The sequence below is a fragment of the Pseudomonas sp. GX19020 genome, from assembly GCF_023371075.1.
Classification (GTDB): Bacteria; Pseudomonadota; Alphaproteobacteria; order Rhodobacterales; family Rhodobacteraceae; genus Pseudogemmobacter.
The window spans coordinates 109,229-134,738 of sequence record NZ_JAMCCR010000003.1 but is presented as its reverse complement, the minus strand read 5'-3'; the positions used below and the strand labels follow the sequence as shown (position 1 = coordinate 134,738).

Annotated in this window: 30 protein-coding genes; 14 read left to right on the top strand and 16 right to left on the bottom strand. The window is 63.7% G+C overall.

Translation table 11 applies throughout. The annotated features are described in order from the left end of the window. Nucleotides 1-70 precede the first annotated feature (70 nt). Together M3484_RS07905 and M3484_RS07900 are read right to left on the bottom strand one after the other, a co-directional pair. Nucleotides 71-1,183 carry a Hint domain-containing protein gene (locus M3484_RS07905; RefSeq protein ID WP_249496455.1) on the bottom strand — a complete coding sequence of 371 codons (1,113 nt, stop codon included), beginning with the start codon at nt 1,181-1,183 and terminating at the stop codon, nt 71-73. A 189-nt stretch (nt 1,184-1,372) separates the two neighbouring features. Beyond that, on the bottom strand, nt 1,373-1,930 hold the full coding sequence (locus M3484_RS07900) for a YqgE/AlgH family protein (protein ID WP_249496454.1): 558 nt from the start codon (nt 1,928-1,930) through the stop codon (nt 1,373-1,375). A 216-nt stretch (nt 1,931-2,146) separates the two neighbouring features. Between M3484_RS07900 and M3484_RS07895 the strand changes: the two genes are divergently transcribed. The 3 genes from M3484_RS07895 to M3484_RS07885 all read left to right on the top strand — a co-directional run bounded on the left by M3484_RS07895 (nt 2,147) and on the right by M3484_RS07885 (nt 5,409). Next, nucleotides 2,147-2,977, top strand: a complete 831-nt coding sequence (locus M3484_RS07895) for a protein-disulfide reductase DsbD domain-containing protein (protein WP_249496453.1) — start codon at nt 2,147-2,149, stop codon at nt 2,975-2,977. Between the two features lie 88 nt (nt 2,978-3,065). Continuing rightward, nucleotides 3,066-3,608, top strand: coding sequence for a DUF3859 domain-containing protein (locus M3484_RS07890; RefSeq protein WP_249496452.1), 543 nt, complete (start codon nt 3,066-3,068; stop codon nt 3,606-3,608). Between the two features lie 127 nt (nt 3,609-3,735). Beyond that, the gene (locus M3484_RS07885; protein ID WP_249496451.1) at nt 3,736-5,409 is read left to right on the top strand and encodes an acyl-CoA dehydrogenase family protein; all 1,674 of its coding nucleotides are present in this window, start codon (nt 3,736-3,738) and stop codon (nt 5,407-5,409) included. 539 nt (nt 5,410-5,948) lie between these two features. Here M3484_RS07885 and M3484_RS07880 read toward each other — a convergent pair. Next, the gene (locus M3484_RS07880) at nt 5,949-6,284 is read right to left on the bottom strand and encodes a DUF1491 family protein (protein WP_092895293.1); all 336 of its coding nucleotides are present in this window, start codon (nt 6,282-6,284) and stop codon (nt 5,949-5,951) included. Nucleotides 6,285-6,372: 88 nt separating this feature from the next. On the opposite strand from M3484_RS07880, the gene M3484_RS07875 reads away from it, so the two are divergent. After that, complete coding sequence (locus M3484_RS07875; protein ID WP_249496450.1) at nt 6,373-6,567, top strand: hypothetical protein; 195 nt, start codon at nt 6,373-6,375, stop codon at nt 6,565-6,567. 5 nt (nt 6,568-6,572) lie between these two features. On the opposite strand, the gene era is transcribed toward M3484_RS07875, so the two are convergent. From era to folK, 8 genes are all read right to left on the bottom strand, one after another. Continuing rightward, nucleotides 6,573-7,520 (bottom strand): GTPase Era, encoded by a 948-nt coding sequence (gene era, locus M3484_RS07870; RefSeq protein WP_092895289.1) that lies wholly within the window; start codon nt 7,518-7,520, stop codon nt 6,573-6,575. Beyond that, nucleotides 7,513-8,202 (bottom strand): ribonuclease III, encoded by a 690-nt coding sequence (gene rnc / locus M3484_RS07865; protein ID WP_092895287.1) that lies wholly within the window; start codon nt 8,200-8,202, stop codon nt 7,513-7,515. The genes era and rnc overlap by 8 nt, the downstream gene beginning before the upstream one ends. Nucleotides 8,203-8,206: 4 nt before the next feature. Beyond that, the gene (gene lepB, locus M3484_RS07860) at nt 8,207-9,016 is read right to left on the bottom strand and encodes a signal peptidase I (protein ID WP_249496449.1); all 810 of its coding nucleotides are present in this window, start codon (nt 9,014-9,016) and stop codon (nt 8,207-8,209) included. 209 nt (nt 9,017-9,225) lie between these two features. Continuing rightward, nucleotides 9,226-9,627, bottom strand: a complete 402-nt coding sequence (gene acpS, locus M3484_RS07855) for a holo-ACP synthase (protein WP_092901186.1) — start codon at nt 9,625-9,627, stop codon at nt 9,226-9,228. 150 nt (nt 9,628-9,777) lie between these two features. Continuing rightward, a complete protein-coding gene (locus M3484_RS07850) occupies nt 9,778-10,530 on the bottom strand; it encodes a pyridoxine 5'-phosphate synthase (protein ID WP_249496448.1) in 753 nt (250 codons plus the stop codon). 152 nt (nt 10,531-10,682) lie between these two features. Continuing rightward, nucleotides 10,683-12,800: a RelA/SpoT family protein gene (locus M3484_RS07845; RefSeq protein WP_249496447.1), complete on the bottom strand. Its 2,118-nt coding sequence runs from the start codon at nt 12,798-12,800 to the stop codon at nt 10,683-10,685. A gap of 100 nt (nt 12,801-12,900) precedes the next feature. Then, entirely contained in the window at nt 12,901-13,254 is a 354-nt protein-coding gene (rpoZ, locus tag M3484_RS23955) for a DNA-directed RNA polymerase subunit omega (RefSeq protein WP_092895281.1), read from the bottom strand. A 175-nt stretch (nt 13,255-13,429) separates the two neighbouring features. Next, nucleotides 13,430-14,026 (bottom strand): 2-amino-4-hydroxy-6-hydroxymethyldihydropteridine diphosphokinase, encoded by a 597-nt coding sequence (folK, locus tag M3484_RS07835; RefSeq protein WP_249496446.1) that lies wholly within the window; start codon nt 14,024-14,026, stop codon nt 13,430-13,432. 125 nt (nt 14,027-14,151) lie between these two features. Here folK and M3484_RS07830 point away from each other — a divergent pair, with 125 nt between their 5' ends. From M3484_RS07830 to M3484_RS07810, 5 genes are all read left to right on the top strand, one after another. Next, nucleotides 14,152-14,727: a LabA-like NYN domain-containing protein gene (locus M3484_RS07830; RefSeq protein ID WP_092895277.1), complete on the top strand. Its 576-nt coding sequence runs from the start codon at nt 14,152-14,154 to the stop codon at nt 14,725-14,727. Between the two features lie 140 nt (nt 14,728-14,867). Then, entirely contained in the window at nt 14,868-15,329 is a 462-nt protein-coding gene (locus M3484_RS07825) for a YqaA family protein (RefSeq protein ID WP_249496445.1), read from the top strand. 122 nt (nt 15,330-15,451) lie between these two features. Then, a complete protein-coding gene (ispH, locus tag M3484_RS07820) occupies nt 15,452-16,408 on the top strand; it encodes a 4-hydroxy-3-methylbut-2-enyl diphosphate reductase (RefSeq protein ID WP_283258363.1) in 957 nt (318 codons plus the stop codon). A 122-nt stretch (nt 16,409-16,530) separates the two neighbouring features. Beyond that, on the top strand, nt 16,531-17,010 hold the full coding sequence (rnhA, locus tag M3484_RS07815) for a ribonuclease HI (RefSeq protein ID WP_249496444.1): 480 nt from the start codon (nt 16,531-16,533) through the stop codon (nt 17,008-17,010). A gap of 31 nt (nt 17,011-17,041) precedes the next feature. After that, nucleotides 17,042-17,554 carry a TetR/AcrR family transcriptional regulator gene (locus M3484_RS07810; RefSeq protein ID WP_249496443.1) on the top strand — a complete coding sequence of 171 codons (513 nt, stop codon included), beginning with the start codon at nt 17,042-17,044 and terminating at the stop codon, nt 17,552-17,554. Nucleotides 17,555-17,571: 17 nt separating this feature from the next. Here M3484_RS07810 and M3484_RS07805 read toward each other — a convergent pair whose 3' ends face one another. After that, a complete protein-coding gene (locus M3484_RS07805) occupies nt 17,572-17,805 on the bottom strand; it encodes a GlsB/YeaQ/YmgE family stress response membrane protein (RefSeq protein ID WP_249496442.1) in 234 nt (77 codons plus the stop codon). Nucleotides 17,806-17,938: 133 nt separating this feature from the next. Here M3484_RS07805 and recO point away from each other — a divergent pair, with 133 nt between their 5' ends. Continuing rightward, a complete protein-coding gene (gene recO / locus M3484_RS07800) occupies nt 17,939-18,742 on the top strand; it encodes a DNA repair protein RecO (RefSeq protein WP_249496441.1) in 804 nt (267 codons plus the stop codon). Between the two features lie 66 nt (nt 18,743-18,808). Next, nucleotides 18,809-20,038, top strand: a complete 1,230-nt coding sequence (locus tag M3484_RS07795; RefSeq protein WP_092901178.1) for an MFS transporter — start codon at nt 18,809-18,811, stop codon at nt 20,036-20,038. Nucleotides 20,039-20,127: 89 nt separating this feature from the next. Here M3484_RS07795 and fmt read toward each other — a convergent pair whose 3' ends face one another. From fmt to def (M3484_RS07780), 3 genes are read right to left on the bottom strand one after another with little or no spacing between them, the layout of a single operon-like run. After that, nucleotides 20,128-21,021: a methionyl-tRNA formyltransferase gene (gene fmt / locus M3484_RS07790; RefSeq protein WP_249496440.1), complete on the bottom strand. Its 894-nt coding sequence runs from the start codon at nt 21,019-21,021 to the stop codon at nt 20,128-20,130. Nucleotides 21,022-21,031: 10 nt separating this feature from the next. Beyond that, nucleotides 21,032-21,535, bottom strand: a complete 504-nt coding sequence (gene def / locus M3484_RS07785) for a peptide deformylase (protein ID WP_249496439.1) — start codon at nt 21,533-21,535, stop codon at nt 21,032-21,034. 16 nt (nt 21,536-21,551) lie between these two features. Further along, on the bottom strand, nt 21,552-22,073 hold the full coding sequence (def, locus tag M3484_RS07780) for a peptide deformylase (protein ID WP_249496438.1): 522 nt from the start codon (nt 22,071-22,073) through the stop codon (nt 21,552-21,554). 146 nt (nt 22,074-22,219) lie between these two features. Here def (M3484_RS07780) and M3484_RS07775 point away from each other — a divergent pair, with 146 nt between their 5' ends. Both M3484_RS07775 and M3484_RS07770 read left to right on the top strand, forming a co-directional pair. Continuing rightward, nucleotides 22,220-23,401: a MalY/PatB family protein gene (locus M3484_RS07775; protein WP_249496437.1), complete on the top strand. Its 1,182-nt coding sequence runs from the start codon at nt 22,220-22,222 to the stop codon at nt 23,399-23,401. After that, nucleotides 23,398-23,931 (top strand): L,D-transpeptidase family protein, encoded by a 534-nt coding sequence (locus M3484_RS07770; protein WP_249496436.1) that lies wholly within the window; start codon nt 23,398-23,400, stop codon nt 23,929-23,931. Before M3484_RS07775 ends, M3484_RS07770 begins: the two co-directional genes overlap by 4 nt. Before the next feature lie 108 nt (nt 23,932-24,039). On the opposite strand, the gene M3484_RS07765 is transcribed toward M3484_RS07770, so the two are convergent. Continuing rightward, nucleotides 24,040-24,396 carry a hypothetical protein gene (locus M3484_RS07765; RefSeq protein ID WP_092895255.1) on the bottom strand — a complete coding sequence of 119 codons (357 nt, stop codon included), beginning with the start codon at nt 24,394-24,396 and terminating at the stop codon, nt 24,040-24,042. 204 nt (nt 24,397-24,600) lie between these two features. On the opposite strand from M3484_RS07765, the gene cbiB reads away from it, so the two are divergent. Continuing rightward, on the top strand, nt 24,601-25,500 hold the full coding sequence (cbiB, locus tag M3484_RS07760) for an adenosylcobinamide-phosphate synthase CbiB (protein WP_249496435.1): 900 nt from the start codon (nt 24,601-24,603) through the stop codon (nt 25,498-25,500). Nucleotides 25,501-25,510 lie beyond the last annotated feature (10 nt).

Sequence of the window (25,510 nt, the reverse complement as noted above, 5' to 3'; positions counted from 1 at the left end):
GCTTGCGCATTTTCAGCCCGCCGTCTTTCAGCTCCGTCTTTCGGCCTCGCATCTCGCAGAGGCTTGTCTCTCAGCCGCGCGCCTCATGGAGAAACAGCGCTGCTTCGGCTGGCGTCAGGCCGCGGCGGGCAAACCCGCCATAGCTCATCGGATCCTCTGCGACCCCCGGCAGCAGTGCACAAAGGCTGCGATAGTCATTGCTATCAAGCCCCGCCGGTTCAGCCTCACCGGGATGGAAACTGTCAGCGCCCAGACCATTGGCAAAGACGACCTCATGCCGGCCAAGCAAGATATGGTGGTAAGTCACTTCGCGCAACGCGAGATCTGCGCGAATACGGTGATCGTCGACCAGGTCGCTGGCTCTGACCAGCACCTCATCGCAATTAAACAGCGCCTGCGCCACGCGGCCCTGCATCAGGATCCGGTGCGACGGAGAGACCAGCAGATCGCCATCAGGCCGGCCTTCGCCAAAGCCCCCCTCTCCGAGCGCGCCATCGCAGATCCGGATCGGTCGCAGACGCGGCATGGCATGTAACCGTGCGCCCGACATATGGCGCTGCCCGGTCCAGATCACCTCTTGCGCGCCATTGTCGCGGGTGATCACCAGATCGCCGGGACGCAGGGCCTCAACCGCGACCTGGCCCGAGGGCGTCAGAATACGCGTGCCGCCCGTAAAACAGATCACGCCCCCCCTGGCGCGTGAGGTTTCCAGCGAAACACGGCTGCGCACCAGCCAGAGGTCACGATCCTTCGGCGGCATCGCACCCTCAAAGGCAAGCAACCAGCCTGCCGGATCGGCCGGCGACAGATCGCCCTGACCTTGCAACACGGTGGCCGTCCAGCACCTTACGCCATCGGTAACGACGAAGCACTGCCCCGCGAGGCTGGGCGCGTCTGACGCCTCGGCCCCATGCAGGGTGGCGCGCAGCGCCCGGACCGGTCCGGGCACTGACGGCATTCCCGTGAGCCGCCCGATCATGCGGGAGGCACGCTGCCTGATATCGGCCATCCCCAGGGCGTTTTCCAAAAGCAGGATATCTCGCGGCGCGTCCACACGCATCGCCTCACCCGACCAGCGCCATGAGACCCCGGCCGTCATCAGCGCCGGCAAGGCCGGTTGATCGCCATCTGCTTCTGTCTGTGCCCAGGAAATGACGAACGTAGCCCGTGAGCCCGTTGCCATACCTGTCTGCCTGCTCGTTCTTTTGTTTTATGGCAACAGGATAGCAGTGCGCGAATCGTCACGCTACAGAAATCTGACGGACAGTTTTGGGCAGAAAGGCCGCCGCTGCCCCGGTCGGGTGCGCGGCACCCGCAGCCGGATTCTGATGCGGCAGGGATCACCTACAGCAGAGTTCATACCCGGCCATAGTTACGCACGGCCCGCAACCGGCGAGAGTGTCAGCGGGTCTATCCCGTTCATCCGCATCGCCCGCCCCCATTTGCCGCCATCGACCGGGTCGAAGATCAGCTCTGGCCCGGCATCGGCAATGAGCCAGTCATTCCTCAGGATCTCGCTTTCCAGCTGCCCCGCGCCCCAGCCCGCATAACCAAGCGCCAGCAGCGCCTGCTCCGGCCCGGCACCGCGCGCCAGCGCCTCGAGAATATCGAGCGACACCGACAGCCGCAGGCCGCCCGGCAGCTCCATCACCGGGGTCTCGCCGCCCTGCCAGTCGGGCGAATGCAGCACGAAACCGCGCCCGCGCTCGACCGGCCCGCCCTGACGGACCGAGATGGGCCGGGCCGAAGCCGTAGGCGCAATGCCCAGATGTTTCAGCAGGTTGTTGAAATCCAGATCGGCCGAGGGCTTGTTGATGATCAGCCCCATCGCGCTTTCCGGCCCATGGGCGCAGATCAGCACGACTGAATGAGCAAAGCCGGGATCCTGCATCCCCGGCATGGCGATCAGAACCTTGCCTGCAAGTTCCATGGCACACCTCCGGTCTTAAGGATGGGGTGCAAAGCGCCACCGCTCAAGGGAAAGCACGGGTCAGGGCTGTAAATTCCGCAGGAGCGGGGCTGAGGGGGTCGGATCAAGCCGCACTTGTGGCATCCCGGTCGCCGACTGCGGCGCTTTGGCCACAGACACAAGCTCGTCGCCAGGTTGTGATTTCACACCGCCCGGCCGCAGCCTATTTTGGGCGCCATGACCAGGAAACTCTCATTCGCGCTTGCCGCCGCCTGCCTTGTCGCCCTGCCCTTTGCGGCCATGCCTTTTGCGGCTCTGGCGCGCGATACATCGCAGGACCAGGTTCTGAAGGCCTCGGTTCTTGATGGCTGGACCACGGCCCAGGGCACCCGCATGGCGGCGCTGCGGCTTGATCTCGCGCCTGGATGGAAGACCTATTGGCGCAGCCCCGGCTCGGCCGGCATCCCGCCGCAATTTGACTGGTCCGGGTCAGAGAATCTGAAATCGGTTCGCATCCACTGGCCCGCGCCAAGCGTGTTCCATACCAACGGGATGCAATCCATTGGTTATAAAGAGCAACTCGTTCTGCCGGTCGAACTTATTCCAAAAGATCCGACCCGCCCGATCCGGCTTGAGGTGTCCCTTGATATGGGCATCTGCCGCGACATCTGCCTGCCGGCTGAAGTCGAGCTGAATGCCGGGCTGATGATGCCCGGCAAGCGCGACCCGCTGATCGACGCGGCGCTGTCGCGACAGCCTAAGACCGGCAAAGAGGCTGGGCTCTCCTCCATCACCTGTGCGGTGGAGCCGATCTCGGACGGTCTGCGCCTGACCGCCACAATCGCCGTGCCCGTGCAGGGCAAAGCCGAGACCGTCGCCATCGAGACCGCGGACCAGACGATCTGGGTGTCGCAGGCGGTCAGCTCGCGCCAGGGCAAGGTGTTGACGGCCGTGGCCGATCTTGTGCCGACCACGGGTCAACCTTTCGCACTTGACCGCTCGGGTGTCACCGTGACCGTCATCTCCGACAGCGGCGCAGTCGAGCTGCGCGGCTGCCCCGGCGGCTAGAGGCCGGCCATATCCGACATCTGTGGCAAGGCATGGGCCGCAGTGACAGGGCTTGCGCCGGTTCTTTATGCGAGGTTCCTTTGCCAACATGATCCGTTTTCCGCGCCTCACCGCCCTTTTGTTTTCCGCGCTGCTCGTCCTCCCGTCGGGGCTGCGGGCCGACACCATTGCCGCGCCGCAGCTGTCAGACAGGGTTGCAGCGGTGGAATGGGGCATTTTCTGCGCCCTGAAGGCGATGGACCGCGCCCCTGCCCCCGACACGATTGCCGGCTGGCTGCATGTGCCGCGCGACCGGATCGAATTTCACTGGCCGGACGAAAATATCGTCCCCGCAAGTATCGGCCTTGCCTTCGGCATCCGCGTGATCGCTGCCCCGGGCGAGGTGACCGCCAATGCCGAGGCCCGGATTTATCGCCCCGGCCGAGCGAGGCCCGAGACCTGGGTCACCTCGATCACCGATTCGGGCGAGGTGAACAGCTTCTTCCGCTTTGATGAAGAGGAAGAGCTGATCCCGGGCATCTGGGCTTTCGAAGCCTGGGATCAGGGCACGCGGCTTTACCGCGTCGAATTCGAGGTCGTCCCCGCCGAGGCGCGCCCGGATATCGCGAATGCCTGTGGTGCAACCTCGTGACATATTTCACCACGACACTTTAGAACCCACTACGACCTCATAGAGAAATGATATTGCGCTGCGACTGCGAAGGCGCTAGGGATTCGGGCGAAACCGGACCTCATCTCAGCCAGTATCGGAGCCAGTCATGCCCCATGATGGTCAGCCCGCCACCCAGACCTCTGCCGCGATCCTGCTTCCCGATCTGAAGGCGCTGACCGCCGCGAGCCTGCCCGGGCTTGACCGGCTTTTCACCGACGCGCGCGAGGCCCTGCGGGCAAAGGTCAGCACCGGCGGCAAGATCAGCGCAGCCGCGCTCGAGACCCATCAATATGCCGCGCATGCGTTGTCCTGGCTGGCCACCTATGTCGAGGCGCTGCGCCAGCTGGATGCCTGGGCCGGGCGGCTGAGCGACCAGGGCCGCTTCGGCGAGATCGAGGCCCTGATCCTGCAGATCGGGTTTGGCGAATACCTGGCGCAAATCCGGGGCGGCATCCCGATGAGCCAGACAGAAATTGCGCGGCTCTCGGATCTGGGCCTGGACTATGAGCCGGGGGCCGAGGCGCTGATGCTCGCCGCTGAGGGCAATAGCCCGGCGGCGCGGGCGCGGCTGGTCACGCTGATGCGCGAAGACAAGGCGCGGGCGACCTTTGGTGCCTCGGGTCTTGATGACGAACTCGAGATGATCCGCGACCAGTTCCGCCGCTATGCCGATGAAAAGGTGATCCCGCGCGCCCATGACTGGCACCTGAAGGACGAGCTGATCCCGATGGAGGTGATCGCGGAACTGGCCGAAATGGGCGTGTTCGGCTTGACGATCCCTGAGGAATTCGGCGGCTTCGGCCTGTCGAAAGCCTCGATGGTGGTGGTCTCAGAAGAACTGTCGCGCGGCTATATCGGGGTCGGATCGCTGGGAACACGGTCTGAAATCGCGGCAGAGCTGATCCTTTGCGGCGGCACGCCGGACCAGAAAGCACAATGGCTGCCGAAACTGGCCAGCGGAGAGATCCTGCCGACCGCCGTGTTCACCGAACCGAATACCGGCTCGGATCTGGGATCCTTGCGCACCCGCGCCGTCCGGACGGATGAGGGTTGGGAGATCACCGGCAATAAGACCTGGATCACCCATGCCGCGCGCACCCATGTGATGACGCTGCTGGCGCGCACCGACCCCGACACCACCGACTGGCGCGGGCTGTCGATGTTTCTGGCCGAGAAGACGCCGGGCACCGATGAGGCCCCTTTCCCGACGCCCGGCATGACGGGCGGCGAGATCGAGGTGCTCGGCTATCGCGGCATGAAGGAATACGAGCTGGGCTTTGACGGGTTCAAAGTGAAGGCGGAAAACCTGCTGGGTGGCCAGCCCGGCCAGGGCTTCAAACAGCTGATGCAGACTTTTGAATCGGCGCGGATCCAGACCGGGGCGCGCGCGATCGGCGTGGCGCAATCGGCGCTGGAGACCGGGCTGCAATATGCCGAAGACCGTAAGCAATTCGGAAAATCTCTGGTTGAATTTCCGCGTGTTGGCGGCAAGCTCGCCATGATGGCGGTCGAGGTGATGATCGCGCGGCAGCTGACCTATTTCGCGGCCTGGCAAAAGGATCACGACAAGCGCTGTGACCTTGAGGCAGGGATGGCGAAACTTCTGGGTGCGCGCGTGGCCTGGTCCGCGGCGGATAACGCGCTGCAGATCCATGGCGGCAATGGCTTTGCGCTGGAATACCGCATCTCGCGGATCCTGTGTGACGCGCGGATCCTGAACATCTTTGAAGGGGCTGCGGAGATCCAGGCCCAGGTCATCGCGCGGCGCCTTCTGGACTAGAAACTTCTGGGGCCAGTGTCCGGGTGCGGTCTTCTGCCGGGCCTGTATGTGCGGCAGTTTTCAGAAGGGGCGGGCCGTGATTGTGATCGGCGAAGCAGGTCCATATCTGCGTCCCGAGCCGGATTGCCCGCAGCTGCTGTCTGGCTTTTCCGATCCGGATCCACTCGATCCTTTGCCCATGGAGGCGGCGGCTTCCCGCACCTCTTCGCCCTGTAGTCCTGCTGTTTTGTCATCATGGCGCATCTGGCGCGCGCTGTTTTATGGGCCAGGGTGATCGCGATCAGCAAGCGCGGTTCTCCGCCCAGGCGTGTAGTCTGGCGCCTGCCTTGCCTCATTCCCGCCCCAACGGGAGCCTGTAGCGAGGCACAGAGCGCGGGCTGGCTCACCCGAGGCCGGTCCGAACCATCGCCGACGCGACAGGGATCTGCACCACCGCATCGCGCCTGAATCCGTCTATGCAATTGCATATGTCCATCATGGCCTCCTGACCGCAAAATCAGCGGAGAGCGTGGCCACGAGACATGGGGCTATTCAGAGGGTCAGTCGCCGGCAAGGCCTGGTTCATCCAGCAATGTCCGCCCGGCGCGGTCCTCGATCTCGATGATCCAGAGGTCGGGGTCGCGGGCGCGGGCGCGGGTCAGCGCCGCATCGACATCACGTTCAGGACCGCTGGCATAGGTGATCCATTGGCGCCCGCCGCTCATCAGATCGGTGCGGCGTTCAAAGGCCTGAGCCTCCCCGTCCAGCGTGGCGAGTTTCACCATCACCGCCCCCGCCGTCGCATCCCCTTTGGCCGTCACATAGGCCGGGATATCCGCAAGATTAAGCCGGCGCAGATAGGCCTGGACCCAGAATTCGGCGGTGAGCCTGGTCATTTCGCGGGCCTTTCACAAACCCCTGCTGGCAGGATGCCTCTCCTGCCCTATATCCCTGTTAACAGGCCAGGCGGAGGGAGGCGAGAGAATGAAATACCGCGCACCGGGAGGGGCCGTGTTCGCCCTGATCACCGCAGCAATCGCAGCATTCGCCATGAAACGCGATCCAAAAGGGCTGGAGCAGGACCGGCTTCTCGACAGGTCATCGAAGGCCATCGGCATCGGTGGCGTGATCTGGCTGGCCTGGTCGGCGCTGAAACGCGGGTTCAGACGCGGCGCCTGAGACCCTCAGGCGTCACCGTCTTTGAATTCAAGCCCCATTTCGGAATAGCGCTCGGCCTCTTCCTGCCAGTTCGGCCGCACCTTGACCTGCAGGAACAGATGCACCTCGCGGTCGAGGAATTCCTTGATTTCGGCCCGCGCCGCCTGACCGATTGCTTTGATCGTCTCGCCGCGATTGCCGAGCACGATGCCCTTATGGCCATCGCGCGCCACATAGACGATCTGGTCGATCCGGGTGGAGCCGTCCTTGCGGTCCTCCCATTTCTCGGTCTCGACGGTCAGCTGATAGGGGAGTTCCTCATGCAGCCGAAGCGTCAGCTTTTCGCGCGTCATCTCGGCGGCGATCATCCGCAAGGGCAGATCGGCCAGCTGATCTTCGGGGTAGAACCAGGCGCCTTCGGGCAGCTCTGCCGCCAGCCATTCACGCAGATCCTGCACCCCATAGCCCTTTTCGGCCGAGATCATGAAGGTCTTCGCGAAAGGAAAGGCCCCGTTCATTTCTTCGGCGAGACCGAGGAGGCGTTCTGCCTTCACCTTGTCGATCTTGTTGATCGCCAGCGCCACGGGGCGATCCTTCGGAAGCTCGCCAGCCAGCCGTTCGATAATGGCCTTTGCGCCCTCGGTCAGCCCGCGATGTGCCTCGATCAGCAGAACCACGACATCGGCATCCGCCGCACCGCCCCAGGCGGCTTTCACCATGGCGCGGTCCAGCCGGCGGCGCGGACGGAAAAGGCCGGGCGTGTCGACAAAGACGATCTGGGTCTGGCCTTCCATGCAGACGCCGCGAATGCGGGTGCGCGTGGTCTGGACCTTATGCGTCACGATGGAGACCTTCGCGCCAACCATACGGTTGAGCAACGTCGATTTGCCGGCATTCGGCTCGCCGATCAGTGCGACAAAGCCGGCACGGGTGCCATCGGATTGGGGTTCGGTCACAGCCGGTATCTCAGTCATTTCCGGCCTCCAGCCGTTTCAGCAGCGCTGCTGCCGCAATTTGTTCCGCCGCGCGTTTCGAGCCGGCTTTCGCCACCTCTCCCGCACCATTGTCCAGCAAAACGCTGACCGTGAACAGCGGCTGATGATCAGGGCCAGAGCGGCCGGTCTCGGTATATTTCGGTGGCGCCATGCCGCGCGCCTGGGCCCATTCCTGCAGCGCCGATTTCGGATCGCGCGCATCGGGTTCAACCGCGCCGACCCGACCGCCCCAGAGCCGGAGCACGAGATCACGCGCCGCGTCGAACCCCGCATCCAGATAGACGGCGGCGATCAGCGCCTCGGTGGCATCGCCCAGCAAAGCCTCTTTGCGGCGCCCGCCCGAAAGCATCTCGGACCGGCCCAGCCGCAGCACATCGCCAAGCCCGATCTCGCGCGCGACCTCGGCGCAGGTTTCCTTGCGCACAAGTGCATTGAAACGCGGCGCAAGCTGGCCTTCGCTGGCGGCTTTATCGGCCGCAAGCAGCGCCTCGGACATCACAAGGCCCAGCACCCGGTCGCCCAGGAATTCCAGCCGCTGATTGTCTGGCCGAGTCGGCGTGGCAATCGAGGGATGCGTCACCGCCCGCACCAGCAGCTCGCCACGCGCAAATTCATGCCCGATGCGGGTCTGAAAAGCCCTGAGATCGGCAGACAGCCGCATGGGCTCAGTTGATCCCGAGGAAGAAGCGGTCGGCCCGCCAGGTCCAGAAATACCACAGGCTGGCGCCGGCAGAAGAGAAGACGATGCGATCCGCGCGGCCGATCAGATATTCTGCGGGCACCATGCCGATACCGCCCTGCAGGCCGGGCTGGAAGCGCGAATCCTGGCTGTTGTCGCGGTTATCGCCCATGAAGAAATAATGCCCTTCGGGAACGGTATAGACATTGGTGTTATCAGGCAGCCCTGCGGTATCCTTGATGTTGAGCACCGGATAGGACCGGGTCGCATCCCCATCGCCGGTCGGCAGCGTCTCGATCGAGCGCGATTTTTCGCAGATGCCATTAAGGCCGACCGCGCCATTCTCGCATTGCGGGTAGTTCTTCATCGGGCCCTGGGGGCCATAGATTTCGGTGAAGATCCCGTCCGGCACCTGCGGCACTTCGGTGCCGTTGAGCAGGACGCGGCCATCCTTCATCTGGACCCGGTCGCCCGGCAGACCGATCAGACGCTTGATATAATCATCGCCGGTATAGGGGTTGCGGAACACGACCACATCGCCACGCAGCGGATCAGAGCCGAGAATGCGGCCTTCAAAGGGGCAAAGACCGAAGGGGCAGGAATATTTGGAATAGCCGTAAGCCATTTTGTTGACGAAGAGGAAGTCACCCACGAGAAGCGAGCTCTTCATCGATTCCGACGGGATCCAGAAGGGCTGGAAGAACAGCGTCCGGAACAGCCCTGCGATCACCAATGCCCAGAAGACGGTTTTGATCGTCTCGACGATGCCGCCGCTCTCGCCCTTTGCCTTCGCCATCTTCACTAGCCTTCCGCGCTGTATCGGGCCGCTTCTTGCGCCGGGGGGGCGGACCTGTCAAGCCGCGCCCGGTTTTGCCGGGGTCAATTGCAGGTGTAGACGGTGGAAACGGGGGCCTGTGCGCCCGGCCTGCGCCTTGGGCGCGGCTATTTGGATCAGGAGGTAGACCTCTGTACCTTCCTCTGGATTTAGCTTTGCGCCATGACCGCTCAGCGCAGCGGCCGCGCCTCTATCACGACAAAGGCCTGCGCCCAGGGATGGTCATCGGTCAGTGTGACATGGATCAGCGCCTCATGGCCCGGCGGCGTCATCTGCGCCAGCCGTTCTGCCGCCCAGCCGGTCACCGCCATCACCGGCTGCCCGGTGGCAAGATTCGAGACCGCCATGTCTTTCCAGGAGATCCCCATCCTCAGCCCGGTGCCGAGCGCCTTGGAACAGGCCTCTTTAGCGGCCCAGCGTTTGGCATAGGTGGCCACGGTTTCGCGCCGCGCTTCGGCTTTTTGCTGTTCCCCGGTGGTAAAGACGCGGTTGCGAAAGCGGTCGCCGTGGCGTTCCAGCACCTGGCCGATGCGCTCGATATTGGCGAGGTCTGTGCCGATGCCAAGGATCATCATTGCCTCATTTCAGCATTACTGTGACGACGCGGGTTTCGGGCGCCCTGCGTCGGTGAAGCCAGTATCCCATGGTCGGCGCCCTGCGGCGAGATAGGCGATATGCAGCGGATAGCCGTTCCGGCAAGGCAAGCGCCCCGGCCCGTTCTGTCACCACTGACATGCGGCATCGATGCGGCGTCGCATTTCCTCGATCGCGGGGCCAAGGCCGATATAGACCGCCTCGCCGATCAGGAAATGGCCGATATGCACCTCGCGCAGTTCTGGGATCGCGGCAACGGGATCGATATTCTCATAGGTCAGGCCATGGGCCGCATGGGCCTCGAGCCCGAGCCCCGTCGCAAGCACTGCCGCCGCGTGGAGCGCGCAGATCTCGCGATCTGCCTCGTCCTGGCGCCCCTCGGCATGGGCGATGGAATAGGCGCCGGTATGGAACACCACGATCTGAGCCCCACTGCGCGCGGCGGCCTCGATCTCTGCACGCGCATGGCCGATCAGAAGTGCCGGCCGGGTTCCGGCGCTGCGCAAGGTGCTTATGGCCGCGCGCAGCCCCGGCTCATCGGCCAGAATATCGAGACAGATATCGGCCCGGCTCCCATCCGGCGCCTCAGCAACAAGGCAGCAGGAGGCGGGCCGCAAGCGCGTCAGCAGCCCGAGCATCGCGGGCGTCGGCGCGGCATTCAGATGCAGTGGGATACCAAGCCCGGCGGCCAGCGCTTCGATATCGCCCTCCGAAAGATCGCGGCGATCCGCGCGCAACCGCGCCGAGATGCCATCCGCGCCGGAGGCTTCGGCGAGCAGCGCGGCCCTCAGGGGATCGGGCCAGTCATTGCCGCGCGCATTGCGCAGCACCGCCACCTGATCGACACTGATGCTGAGCCTCAGCCTGTCGCGCGCTGCCATTACCCCTCCTGAACCCTGCCGTGAATTCGCACCCCGTCCGCCTGTGGTCTGATGCCCTGGCCCCGGGCCAGCAGCGCCGGCCCAATGGCCCGGCTGGCAATCTGCGGGAGGTTAAGAACTTTTTCGCCTGCCTGCAATGCGGCGCGATGGAGTCAGGGTTTTCGCGACAGATCGCGGTGGCGCGAGATCTGCGCCACATCGGTATCGGCCTCGAGCGCGGTCATCACCATATGGAGATGTTCGACATCCCGCAGATCGACCTCGGCCAGCAGGCGGAAGAAATCCGGTTTGCGGTCGGTGAATTTCAGATCCGAGATATTGGCCCGTTGTTCACCGATCAGGGTGCAGACCCGCCCCAGTACACCCGCATCGTTGGAGATCGTCAGCTCCAGCGTCACCGAATGGATCGGCGCGTGGCGGCCGGTCATCCATTGCAGATCGACCCAGCGTTCGGTCTGGCTTTCGAATTCCTCCAGCGCCGGGCAGTCGATGGCATGGGCCACAACCCCCTTGCCGCGATAGGTGATGCCGACGATCCGCTCGCCCGGCAGCGGCTGGCAGCAGGGGGCGCGGCGGAAAGCCTGGTCATCTTCCAGCCCGACCACAGGGCGCTGGCTGTCGACCTGTGGCTCGCGGGTGGTCACGAGTTCAGGATAGAGCACTTCGACAAGGCGGCGCGCGGTGATTTCGGCCGATCCCACGCGCGACAACAGCTCGCTGTCATCGGGATAGCCAAGCAGCTTTGCCGCCGTGCGGATCGCCTTTTCGCTGGCCTTCTTGCCAACATGTTCGAATGCCGCCCGTGCCAGTTCCTGGCCGAGTTTGACAAAGCGGCCACGGTCTTCTTCGCGCAAGGACCGCCGGATCGCCGCCTTGGCGCGGCCCGTGGTCACGATATCCACCCAGGTCGGTTGCGGGCGCTGGCCCTCGGCGGTGATGATCTCGACCGATTGCCCGTTTTTCAGCCGGGTCCAGAGCGGGACGCGGATGCCATCGACCTTGGCCGAAACGGTGGAATTGCCGATCCTGGTATGGATCGCATAGGCGTAATCGAGCGGCGTCGCCCCGCGCGGCAGCTGGATCACATCGCCCTTGGGTGTGAAGCAGAAGACCTGATCGGAATACATCTCGAGCTTGACGTTTTCGAGGAATTCGTCGTGGTCTTCCTCGTCCAGACGCTCGGTCATCTGGCTGATCCAGCTCGCGGGATCGACGGCAAAGGGGTTCCGGCCCAGCACGCCCTCGCGGTAGGACCAATGCGCGGCAACGCCGGATTCGGCGACCTCATGCATCTCGCGGGTGCGGATCTGCACTTCGACCTTAGAGGCCGCGCGCCCCGAGACCGTGGTATGGATCGAGCGGTAGCCGTTGGATTTCGGCTGGCTGATGTAATCCTTGAACCGCCCCGGCACCGCGCGCCAGCGCTGATGGATCACGCCAAGGATGCGGTAGCAATCGGTGACCGAGCCGCAGATCACCCGGAAGCCATAAATGTCAGAGAGTTGCGAAAAGGCGAGATCCTTCTCCTGCATCTTGCGCCAGATCGAATAGGGCTTTTTGGCGCGCCCGTAGACCATGGCCTCAAGCCCCTCGCGGTCAAGCTCGGTCCGGATATCGGCGGTGATCTTATGGACCACATCACCGGTTTTCTTCTGCAAGGTCACATAGCGGCGGATGATCGAATTGCGCGCATCGGGGTTGATGACGCGGAAGGAAAGATCCTCCAGCTCTTCGCGCATCCATTGCATGCCCATGCGGCCCGCCAGCGGCGCGAAGATTTCCATGGTCTCGCGGGCTTTTTGCACCTGCTTTTCGGGCTTCATCGACTTGATCGTGCGCATATTGTGCAGACGGTCGGCGAGCTTGACCAGAATCACCCGCAGATCCTTGGACATGGCCATGAAGAGCTTGCGGAAATTCTCGGCCTGTTTGCTTTCGGCAGAGGAAAGCTGAAGATTGGTCAGCTTGGTGACACCATCGACCAGTTCGGCGACATCGGGGCCGAACTGGTCGGCGATCTCGGTCCAGGTGGAGCGGGTGTCTTCGATCGTGTCATGCAACAGCGCGGTGACGATCGTGTCATCATCCAGCCGCATCTCAGTGAGAATGGCGGCGACGGCGACGGGATGGGTGAAATAGGGCTCGCCGGATTTGCGATACTGCCCCTCATGCATCCGGATGCCGTAAGCATAGGCGCGGCGGATCAGATCGGCATCAGAGCGCGGATTGTAGTTACGGACAAGGGCGATAAGGTCTTCTACGTCTATCATTACCGCCTCGCGCATCCGTCGCAGAAGGCCTGCGGGGCCGTGGCCCCGCCTGCTGCATCAGGACAGCTCAGGTTAGCTGCTCAGCCACCGCTTTTCAGACTCAGTTTTCGCCCTGGGCTTCCATGAGCGCGCGCAGCAGTTTTTCTTCCGACATATCGTCTTGCTGCGGACGGTCGATCTCGCCCGCCATCAGAAGCGCCATCTGGTCTTCTTCCGGCTCGTCAACCTCGATCTGGGTCTGGAACGATTCGATCATCCGCTCGCGCAGAACTTCGGCCGACTGGGTCTCGTCCGCGATCTCGCGCAGCGACACGACCGGGTTCTTGTCATTGTCGCGGTCAACAGTCAGCGGCGCGCCGGTGGCGATTTCACGCGCACGATGGGCCGCCAGCAGCACCAGCTCAAAGCGGTTCGGAACCTTGTCAACGCAATCTTCGACCGTCACACGGGCCATGGGTCAGTCACTCCAGGGTTCGGGCCCGGCATAACCCGGGCGCAGCACTGACCGTCTTCGGATGTTTGCCCACACAGGGACAGACACCTGAACGGGCCAGGCTCTCGGAAAAGGAACATTTAGGCGGATTTCGCCTTGCTGACAAGCGCTGTCAACAGGAAATCCCGATCACTTCTCACGTCACCGCGATCCGTTTCACCGCCTCCCGGTCTTCTTCCGGCAGGGCGGCCAGCATCTCGCGCACGGTCAGCCCCAGCAGAGGATGGCGCCAGTCGGGCAGGATCTCGGCCATGGGCACCAGAACAAAGGCACGATCCTGCATCCGCGGATGCGGCAGGATCAGCTGATCCGGCGCCCGCTGCGCCTGTTCGGCGGCAGAAAGATTGCGCCAGACGTCCTGGGTTTCCGCGTCTGGAAGAACCGAATCACCCCAGGCAATCAAATCAAGATCCAGCGTCCTCCCCCCCCATCTCTCCTGCCGTTCCCGCCCGAATTTCGCCTCAATTCGGTGCAAAATCGTCAAAATCATGGCCGGACTGGCCTGCACATCCACGTGAGTCAAAATGATTGCATTGACATAATCAGGCCCCGCCCCCCGGGGGAAACAGGGGGTACTCCAGAAGCTGCTTGCCCCTGAAATCGTTAACGCATCCTCGCTGATTGCGGTCAGGGCAGACCGGAGTGTTTCCACCGGAAACATGTCTGCGAATGGCAGGTTTGCGCCGAGCGCGATAATAACAGGGGTTGCAGGTTTGTCGCCGATCAATTTCATACCGTATCGTTTACCAGTCGCATCACGTCTCGAAAACACTTTTCAGTCCGCGCCGGATCGATTGATTCATCGGGGTTGGCTGGCGGCGTTTTCGATACTGCTGTGATTGTTCGAGGGGAATGAGAATGTTTTATAAAGACGAACGGCTCGCGCTGTTCATCGATGGATCGAATCTTTACGCGGCTGCAAAGGCGCTTGGCTTCGACATCGACTACAAGCTTCTGCGCATGGAGTTCATGCGCCGGGGCAAGCTGCTGCGAGCATTTTACTACACGGCACTTCTGGAAAACGAGGAATACTCGCCCATACGTCCGCTGGTGGACTGGCTGCACTATAACGGCTTTACCATGCGGACCAAGCCGGCGCGGGAATATACCGACAGCCAGGGCCGCCGGAAGGTGAAGGGCAATATGGATATCGAACTGGCGGTCGACGCGATGGAACTCGCGGCGCGGCTGGATCATATCGTGCTCTTCTCGGGTGACGGGGATTTCCGGCCGCTGGTCGAAAGCCTCCAGCGCCAGGGCGTCCGCGTCTCGGTCGTTTCGACCATCCGCAGCCAGCCTCCGATGATCTCGGATGAGCTGCGCCGTCAGGCTGACAATTTCATCGAGCTTGACGAACTGCGCGATGTGATCGGCCGGCCGCCGCGCGAGCCGCGCCCCGCTGATGGCGAAGAGGTCAGTGTCGGCGCAAGCTGAACCGCCATTCTGATCTGACCCGCCTGCGGCCCTGCCCTGTTTTCCCGACCTGAGCCCTCGGGGAAAATACCAGGAAAGCGCCGTCAGGCCGGGCATTTGGCACTTGCCACAGGGCGCGCTTCTCTCCAGGAGCGCGCCTTATGGATTTTCTGATGCCCCTTGGCCTGGTCGGCCTCGCGCTGGCGGCCTTTATCGCCGCCACGCCGCTGCCAATGAATTCCGAGCTGGTTTTCATTGCCCTGCAAGGCGCGGGGCATGATCCGGTTCTTCTGGTGCTGGTGGCGTCTGTCGCCAATATCCTCGGCTCCTGCGTCACCTATTGGTGCGGCCTGCAGGGCGAGCGCCTGCGCGGCAGCCGCTGGTTCCCCTTCACCGATCAGGGGCTGATCCGCGCCCGTGCCTGGTTCTCCCGCTGGGGATTGTGGTCCTTGCTGCTCAGCTGGGCACCCGGAGGTGATCTGATCGTGGCGCTGGCCGGGCTGATGCGGGTCAATCCCCTGCTGTTCCTCGCTTTGGTCACCATCGCGAAAGCCGCCCGCTATATGGTGCTCGCGCTGATCGGGGCCGGGGTGTTCGACAGCTTTTCCAGCGCTTTTCTCTGATGTTTTTCTGGCGGCTGAGCACCTGAGGGGAGTTGCAGCACTGGACCCGGAGACACTTTGACACTACCTCTCATCCAAGCCAGTCCGCCGACCATTCCGCTGCGCCATATCCGGAAATGCACATGACCACCCGCCCGCCATTGATGCTCTACCTCGCCGCGCCGCGCGGTTTCTGCGCCGGTGTCGACCGGGCGATCCAGATCGTCGAGATGGCGCTGCAGAAATGGGGGGCGCCGGTCTATGTCCGCCATGAGATCGTCCATAACCGCTATGTGGTCGACGGGCTGCGCGCGAAAGGCGCGGTTTTCGTCGAAGAGCTGAGTGAATGCCCCGATGACCGGCCGGTAGTGTTTTCTGCGCATGGCGTGCCGAAATCGGTGCCGGCAGAAGCAACAAGCCGCCAGATGATCGCGGTGGATGCCACCTGCCCGCTGGTCACCAAGGTCCATAGCGAGGCCGCGCGCCATCACGCCAATGGCCTCCAGCTGATCTATATCGGCCATGAAGGCCACCCCGAGACCGTCGGCACCATGGGCCAGCTGCCCCGGGGCGAGGTGCTGCTGGTCGAGACGCCCGAGGATGTGGCGACCCTGACCGTGCGCGACGAGACGAAGCTCGCCTTCGCCACCCAGACCACGCTTTCCGTCGATGACACGGCAGCGATTGTCGAAGCCTTGCGCGCCCGTTTCCCTGCCATCACCGGGCCCGGGCATGAGGATATCTGCTACGCCACCACCAACCGCCAGGCGGCGGTGAAGGCGATCGCGCCAAAGATCGATGCGCTGCTGGTCGTGGGCGCGCCGAATTCGTCGAACTCGAAACGCCTTGTCGAGGTTGGCCGCGCCGCCGGCTGTTCCTATGCGCAACTGGTGCAGCGTGCCGGCGATATCGACTGGCGTGCGCTGGAAGGGACGCGCGCGCTCGGCGTCACCGCCGGCGCCTCGGCGCCCGAAATCCTGATCAATGAAGTGATCGACGCTGTCCGTGACCGCTTTGACGTCACAGTCGAGATGGTCGAAACCGCCGTCGAGAATATCGAATTCAAGGTGCCGCGCATCCTGCGTGTGCCCGCAGCCTGACAACCGATCACAGAGGGCCTGAGCCCGGCGTGTCTGTTTAGGTCCGCCGCGGCTTCACGGTATCTCTGGCCGCGCCCGGCACCCCGCTTGCGCTAGAGCCCGCGCCGTGACATCACCCGCTTATGCCTGATCTTTTCGCCTATACCGACGGAGCCTGCTCCGGAAATCCTGGCCCCGGTGGCTGGGGCGCTTTGCTGATCGCACGCGATGGCGACACCGTGCTGAAAGAGCGTACGCTCTCTGGCGGCGAAGCGGATACCACCAATAACCGCATGGAACTGCTGGCGGCGATCCACGCGCTGGAAAGCCTGACCCGGCCCTCGACGCTGACCGTGGTCACCGACAGCGCCTATGTGAAAAACGGTGTGACCAGCTGGATCCATGGCTGGAAGCGGAATGGCTGGAAGACCGCTGATAAAAAGCCGGTGAAGAATGCCGATCTCTGGCAAAGGCTGGAACAGGCGCAGACCCGACATCAGGTGACCTGGCAATGGATCAAGGGCCATGCCGGCCATGCCGAGAATGAGCGCGCGGATGAACTGGCCCGTGCAGGTATGGCACCTTACAAAACCGCCGCAAAAGGGTCACAGGAAAGGGCTTGAATGCGCCCTCTGCCTCGCGCAGGCTGGGCCCATGCCACGCCGCAAGATCCTCTCTGACGCCGAAGTCCTGAAAGCGACCCGCCAGCTCTTTGCCACGGGGGGCGAAAAGGCGATCAGTTTCGGCAATCTGTCGCGCGCGACGGGTCTCGCGGCATCAACACTGGCGCAGCGCTTTGGCTCGGTCGAAAGGCTGCAGGGCGCGGCGGCACGAAATGGCTGGGAAGAAATCGGTGCCCGGCTTGAGGTCGCAGATCAGGCCAGCCAGGGCAAAGGGCCACAGGCGCTTCTGAAAGCGCTGGAGGATGGGCCTGAGGGTGGTTCAGTCCATATCGCCGGCCTCATCCTGCTGAGCCAGCGCGACCCCGCGGCCCTGGAGGCCGCCACAACCTGGCGCTGCCAGGTCGAGATGCAGCTGGCTTTGCGGATCGGCCAGGGTGAAAAGGCGCGTCAGGCGGCACAGATCCTGTTTGCCGCCTGGCAGGGGAAACTCGTCTGGGGGATCGGGGATCTGCGACTGAAAGATCTGGTGAAACGTCTCGGGTAAGGTCTGCCGCCCGCCCCTTACCGCATCCAAGTCTTCCAGGCCCAGATCAGCGCCATTGCCCCCAGAAATGCACCCAGAAATCCCGCAGCGGCGCCCAGCGACCAGATAAGAAACCGCAGCGCAAATCCACCGATCAGGGCCCCGAATACGCCGATCGCGATGGTGGTCGGCACATCCGTCTGCAACCGCATGACCCGTGTGGCCAGAAACCCGGCCGCAACCCCAATGATCAAAAGTCCGATGAACGGCACCCTTCCCTCCTCTGCTGTCCCTGAACATATGGGGGCGCCACGCGCCTGACGAAAGACTGTGCCCCTGATTTCCGGGGCAAGCCTCCGGCGGCGCCCTCTTGTCCCCGGACCGGCCACAGGCGAAACTCCGGCGATGATGGAATGGCATGATCAGGCTCTGGTTCTGGCGGCGCGGCCGCATGGCGAGACATCCGCCATTCTCACCGTTTTCGCGCGTGAACATGGCCGGTGTTCCGGGCTGGTCAGGGGCGGCGCGTCCCGGCGCCTCGCCGCGCATCTGCAACCCGGCAATGAGCTTGACCTGACATGGACCGCAAGGCTTGAGGACCAGCTGGGCAGTTTTCGTGTCGAACCGCTGCGCTCGCGTGCCGCGGTGCTGGCGGACCGGCTCGCGCTGGAAGGCCTCGGCGCGGTGACGGCGCTGTTGCAGCTCTGCCTGCCCGAGCGCGAGGCAAATGGCGCTTTGTGGCAGGAGACCCAGGATCTTCTGGATCAGATGACACGGACCGGACCGGTCAATGCCGGCTGGCCCGCATATTATCTTTTGTGGGAGCTCAGATTGCTGAGCGAGACCGGCTATGGCCTGGATCTGGGTTCCTGCGCGGTGACCGGCGCGACGGAGGGGCTGGCCTATGTCAGTCCGAGGACCGGCCGCGCGGTTTCGGCCCGGGGCGCGGGGGACTGGGCGGCGCGTCTCCTGCCGCTGCCGGCCTCGCTGGCGGCAGGCGGCATGCCGGGCGAAGCCGACATCCTGCCAGGCCTCGCGCTGACCGGGCATTTCCTGACGCGCGAACTGCTGAACGACAGGCCCCGGCCCGCCGATGACAAAGCGCCGCTTCATCCGGCCACCCTGCCCGCCGCGCGGGGCCGGCTCATTGACCTTCTGGCCCGCACAGAGACGGCGCGCCCGGATGCGGGGGCACCACCTGCCACCTGATGCCCGCGACACGCTCTGTCGCAAATGGTGCAGACCGGGCTTCTCTTTCGGAGTGTGGTCGGCAGCATGGGCCATTACGATCTTCCCCTTGCTCTCAAACACAGCCCGGTGCCGAAGGTTGAGCATTTCGCGTTGCTTGCCGGGCTTGAGGCCGCTGTTCGCGGTATGCTGGTCTCGGCCATGCCCCTGGCGGTCTATCAGAGCCTTGGCGATGCGCAGATGACCTCAGTCGCCTATCTGGCGGCGGGATTTGTCGCGCTGTTTTGCGGGTTGATGGTGCCGGCAGTGACCCGTTTCGTGCCGCGCCGCTGGACCTATACCGGAGGGGCCGCGCTTTATCTTGTCGGCACAGCGCTGGCGGTCAGTGGCACGCCGCTGACGATCTCGCTCGCGCTGATCTGCAATGCGATGGCGACCGCAACAGTGTTCATCTGTCTCAACGCCTATGTGCTGGATTATGTTGAGCGCACCCGGCTTGGACACAGTCAGGGGGTGCAGATGGCCTATGCCGCTATCCCTTGGGCGGTGGGGCCGGTGCTGGGGGTCTGGCTGCATCACCAATGGGCGCCGGCCCCCTTTCTGCTGTCGGGTTTTTTTGCGCTGGTGCTGATCGGGGTCTTCTGGTGGCTGAGGCTGGGCAATGGCCGCCAGATCTCGCGGGCGCGACGGCCGGCGGTCAACCCGCTGGGGTTTCTGTCGCGCTTTCTGGGCCAGCCGAGGCTGATCGCCGGCTGGACCTTCGCGGTGATGCGGTCCTGCGGCTGGTGGGTCTATATCGTCTATCTGCCGATCTATTGCGTCCAGTCGGGTCTGAGCGACAAGACCGGCGGCATCGTATTGTCGGTCTCGAACACGTTCCTGTTCCTGGCACCGGCCATCAACCGCGCGGCGCGCCGGTTCTCTGTGCGCCGCTCGGTGCGGCTGGCTTTTCTGGCGGGCGGTGGCCTGATGCTGGCGGCAGCGATGCTGTCGGTCCTGCCCTGGGTCGCGGTGGCACTGTGCCTCGCGGCAAGTTTTTGCTTTGTGACACTTGATGTGGTCGGCGGGCTGCCCTTTCTGATGTCGGTCAAACCCTCTGAGCGTACCGAAATGGCGGCCGTCTATGCCAGTTTCCGCGATGTATCGGGCATTCTGACGCCCGGGATCGCCTGGCTCATCCTGTTCTTCGCGCCGGTTCCGGGGATCTTTGTCGTGGCGGGTCTCGGCTTTCTTGGCTGCTGGTGGATCGCAGGCGCACTCCATCCGCGGCTGGGAGTGGAACGCCCCTCGCGCGGCGGTGGGGATCAAATTTCTTAAAAGAAATTTGCGCGGTTTTCGCTGCGAAAACCGGGCCCCTGATCACCCCCGGGCGCGCCTGCTTCTGCAGACAGCGGCTGGCCCCGCCCTTAAAGACGGGGCGGCAGAATGAGGCCTTTGAGCACCTCGGCGGCAGGCATCGGCCTCTTGCCCTCGCGCTGCGCTTCGGTCACGGCAATCGCCCCTTCACCACAGGCAATGGTGAAGCCGGACAGAACCTCGCCGGGTGCCCCCGCACCGGCTTCGAGCCGGGAGCGCAGCAGTTTCACCCGTTCCGCGCCTACCTGTGTCCAGGCGCCCGGAAAGGGCGAGAGACCACGGATCTGACGGTCGACCTCATAGCAGGCGCGAGTCCAGTCGATCTTTGCTTCGGCCTTGTCGATCTTCGCGGCGTAACTGACGCCCTCTTCGGGCTGGCGCATCGGCACGAGCCCGTCCAGCTGGTCAAGCGCCGCGATCATCGCAGCCGCGCCCATCGCGGACAGCCGGTCATGCAGATCGGAGGCCGTCTCCTCCGCGCCGATCCGGGTTTCCTCGCGCAACAGAACCGGGCCGGTATCAAGCCCCGCCTCCATCTGCATGATACAGATGCCGGTCGCCGCATCCCCCGCCATGATCGCGCGCTGGATCGGTGCCGCGCCGCGCCAGCGTGGCAAGAGCGAGGCATGGATGTTCAGACACCCCCGCACAGGCATGTCCAGCACCGCTTGGGGCAGGATCAGCCCGTAAGCCACCACCACCGCCACATCGGCCTGAAGTGCTGCAAACACGGCCTGATCTTCGGGCGCACGCAGCTTTTCGGGGGTATGGACCGTCAGCCCGAGCGCCTCGGCACGGGCATGGACCGGGGTTTTGCGCAGCTCTTTGCCGCGCCCGGCGGGCCGGGGCGGCTGCGACCAGACGCCGACAATCTCATGGCCCGCATGAAGCGCTTCGAGCACCGGCACCGAAAACTCCGGCGTGCCCATGAAAATCACCCGCATCCGCGTCTCCTCAGCCGCGTTTGCGGATCTTCTCCGCCTTCGCGATCAGCATTTTCCGTTTCAGGGGCGAAAGATGGTCGAAATACATCTTACCCGCCAGATGGTCGATCTGGTGCTGCGCCGATGTCGCCCAGAGATGCACGAAATCACGCTCTTCGATCTCGCCATCTGCATTCAGGAACCGGACCGTCACCGCACGCGGTCGCGTCACCTTAGCCGAAACCCCGGGAAGATTGGGCGAGGCCTCTTCATGGTCGCGCGGCTGCACCGAGGCATGGATCACCTCGGGGTTCGCCATCAACACCGCCTGGCCGCGCGCTTCGGAACAATCGACCACGGCAAGCCGCAAAGGCACCCCGATCTGCACGGCGGCAAGGCCGTAGCCCGGCATCGCCTCCATCGTATCGACCATATCGCGCCAGATGGCGCGGACCTCATCGGTGATCTCTGCCACATCCGCCGCCGGCGTCTTCAGCACCGGGTTCGGGTAAGGCACACAGGCACGAACCGCCATCAGTTTTTCTCCGGCATCAGACGTCCACCGATCGCGCGCGTTCGCGCTTCAGTTTCTCCATCTTGCGGGTGATCATCTGGCGCTTCAGCGGCCCGAGATAATCGATGAAGAGCCTGCCGTTCAGATGGTCGATCTCATGCTGGACGCAGGTGGCCCAGAGCCCGTCAAAGGTCCGTTCATCGGTTTTGCCATCCAGCCCGGTCCAGCGCACCGTGACCAGTGCCGGGCGCTTCACCTCGGCATATTGATCCGGAATCGAGAGGCAGCCTTCCTCATAGATGTTCTGATCTTCCGAGGTCCAGATGACCTCGGGGTTGATCAGCGCCATGGGCTCGGGCGTGCCCTCCTTGATGCAATCCATCACCAGAAGCCGCTTCATCACACCGATCTGCGGTGCGGCAAGGCCAACGCCCGGCGCATCATACATGGTTTCCAGCATGTCATCGGCCAGCCTGCGGATCTCGTCCGAGACCTCGGTCACGGGATCGCAGAGCTTTTTCAGGCGGGGATCGGGATGGATCAGGATGGAGCGCAACATGGGGGGGATTTAGGTCATCCCCGCCCATTCGCGCAAGGGATTCGCGCATATCTGCGTGAGGGTGGGCGCGGGCCGCCTGCCCCCGGCTTGATCCGGCCCCCGTCTGCGGCTAGCCATTTCGGGGTATTGTACAGAAAGACGCCCGCATGACCCGCTCCGATTTCGATACGCCCATCAACCGTTTCGGCTCCCATTGCGTGAAATGGGACATGATGGAGACGCTTTACGGCATCCCGCATGACCGGGGTCTCGCGATGTGGGTCGCGGATATGGAGTTCCGCCCGCCAGCCGCCGTGCAGACCGCGCTGCAAAACATGCTCGATCACGGGATTTACGGCTATTTCGGCGATGAACGCCCCTATCTCGAGGCGCTGACCTGGTGGATGGAAACCCGCCATGGCTGGAAGCCCGACCCTTCGCATATTTTCACCACCCATGGCCTGGTGAACGCGGTGGGCCTCTGCCTGCAGGCTTTCACGCAGCCCGGCGACGGCGTCGTTCTGATGACACCGGTCTATCACGCCTTCGCCCGCACCATCCGCGCCTCGGGGCGTGAGGTGGTGGAATGCGCGCTGAACAACAACGCAGGCCGCTATGAGCTGGATATCGCCGCCTGGGATGCGCAGCTGACCGGGCGCGAGACCATGCTGATCCTCTGCTCGCCGCATAACCCCGGCGGCCGGGTCTGGACCGCATCCGAGCTGCGCGAGATCGCGGATTTCGCCAGACGTCATGACCTGATCCTCGTTTCGGATGAGATCCATTTCGACCTGACCTATCCCGGTCAGCGCCATATCGTGATGCCGAATGCCGCACCCGACATCACCGACCGGCTGGTGATGCTGACCGCGACGACCAAGACTTTCAATATCGCGGGTGCCCATATCGGCAATGTCATCATCGCGGATGAGGGCCTGCGGCGGAAATTCGCGGCGGTCATGAGCGCCATCGGCATTTCACCGAATAGTTTCGGGATGCATATGGTCACCGCAGCCTGCTCGCCCGAGGGCGCCGCCTGGGTCGATGCGCTGATGACCTATCTCGACGGCAACCGGCAGCTTTTTGACGCGGCGGTCAATGCGATCCCCGGGCTGAAATCCATGCCCCTCGAGGCCACTTATCTCTCCTGGGTGGATTTCTCCGGCACCGGGCTGAGCAAAGCCGAGATGCTGGCACGGGTTGAAACCCAGGCCGCCATCGCGACCAATCACGGTGACAGTTTCGGCAAAGGCGGCGAGAGTTTCATCCGCTTCAATATCGCCGCGCCCCGGGCGCAGATCGAAGAGGCGATTGCGCGGCTGCAAGGCGTCTTTGCCGATCTGCAATGAGACGGCTGGCGCGGGTTTTCACGCTCCTCAGCCTCGGCGCGCTGGCGCTGGCGGCCTGGATGCTCTGGCAACCCGCGCCGCGCCCCGTCACACCGCCCGCACCGCTGACCGGCCAGATCGAGCGCATCGTGATCGAAAAAGCCGCAAGGCGAATGGCGCTGATCCAGGACGGGCGCGAGGTCCGCGTCTACCGCATCGCGCTTGGGTTCTCACCGACCGGCGATAAGATGCGCGAGGGCGATGGCCGCACACCGGAAGGTGAATTCCGCATCGACCGCCGCAATGAACAATCCGCCTATCACCTCTCACTCGGGCTCGATTACCCGCAGCCTGCCGACCGCGCCCGTGCACGGGCCGGGGGCTATTCGCCCGGCGGTGATATCATGATCCATGGTCAGCCGAATATGTTGCCCGATGACACGCTTATCGCAACTGACTGGACCGCAGGCTGCATCGCCATAAGCAATTCGGAAATGCGCGAAATCTGGGCGGCGACGCCTGTTGGAACCATGGTCGAGATCCGGCCGTGATGGCGCCTCTGGTCAGGTGCCGAAGCCTGAAGCGGGAATATTTCAGTCAGGAGGAATGCGATCTTCCTCCTGATCCCAATGCTTCGGGCGTTTGGGGCGCAGAACCCCTCAGGCGGACGGCAAATAGCCCGCCGGCCCCTCATCTTCGCGCCAGTAATCAAGTGCCGGGCGATTTGTCACCGGGGTCAGGCGCTTGAAGTCGCAGACCAGTTCGCCATCGACGATTTCCGTGGCAACGATCAGGCACTGAAACACATGGCGCGGGCCGTCATAAATGTCGACCAGCCCCCGCAGCCGCGCCGGCACCAGATCGGCATCAAGCGAAAAGCCGCCCTGCCAGAACCGCAGCACCGGGTAGACCAGCAGATCGCCAAGTTCGACCCGCATCCGCGATTTGCGCCTTTGCTGACGCTTGCGGGCGGCATCGAGATGATCGCGCAACTCCTTGGGCAGATATTCCAGCATGTCCGTCCCCTCCTGAGCCCAGCACAAACCCGAAAGCCCGTGAAATCAAGCCCCTCTCACCATGCCAGCACTTTACCACAAAAAGATGAAGCCTTCGTGGCGACAATGCCGCAGGCCGGGGACGCTCGATGCCCGCTTGCCCGCGGGGCCGATCCGGTTCACTTCCCTGTCAGATGATTCGCAACCACCAGCACGGGGTCCGGCATGGTTTTGGTTCTTGCCATGATTCTCGACGCCACCTTTGGCGAGCCCGCCTGGATCTGGCGCCACCTGCCGCATCCCGCGGTGCTGATGGGCCGGCTGATCGGCCTTGCAGACCGGCGGTTCAACGAAGGCACCGCGCGGCGGCTCAAGGGAGCGCTGGTGATGGCCGCCCTGGTCCTAGGCGCGGGTCTTGCGGGCTGGCTCATCGGCAGGCTGCCATATCACAGCGCGATCGAGACCGTGATCGCCGCCATTCTGATCGCGCAGCGCTCGCTGGTTGATCATGTGCGGGCGGTGGCCGACGGGCTGCGCCGCTCGCTGGACGAGGGCAAGCGGGCGGTTGCGATGATCGTCGGGCGCGACACCAGCGATATGCGCGAGCCTGACGTCGCCCGCGCCGCCATTGAATCGGCGGCCGAGAACCTCTCCGACGGGGTGATTGCGCCGGTTTTCTGGTTCCTTATCGCCGGTTTGCCGGGCATTCTGATCTACAAGATCACAAATACCGCCGATTCGATGATCGGCCATATGACACCGCGCCATCGCGAATTCGGCTGGGCCGCCGCGCGGTTTGATGACCTGCTGAACCTCATCCCCGCGCGGCTGACGTCTTTGTTACTCGCGCTGTCACATGGCTGGCTGGATCCGCGCCCGGTGCTGCGCGATGCGCCGCAGCATCGCAGCCCGAATGCCGGCTGGCCGGAATCCACCCTCGCGCCCATTCTGAATGTCGCACTTTCCGGCCCACGCAGCTATAATGGCGAAATGCGCTGGTATCCCTGGGTCTGGCCCGAGGGCCGCCGCGATGCCGGGCCCGAAGATATAGACGCCGCCTGCCGCGCGCTTTGGCGGGCCTGGGGGCTGATGCTGGCAATTGCCCTCATGGCCGCGCTCGTCTAGCTTCGCGCCC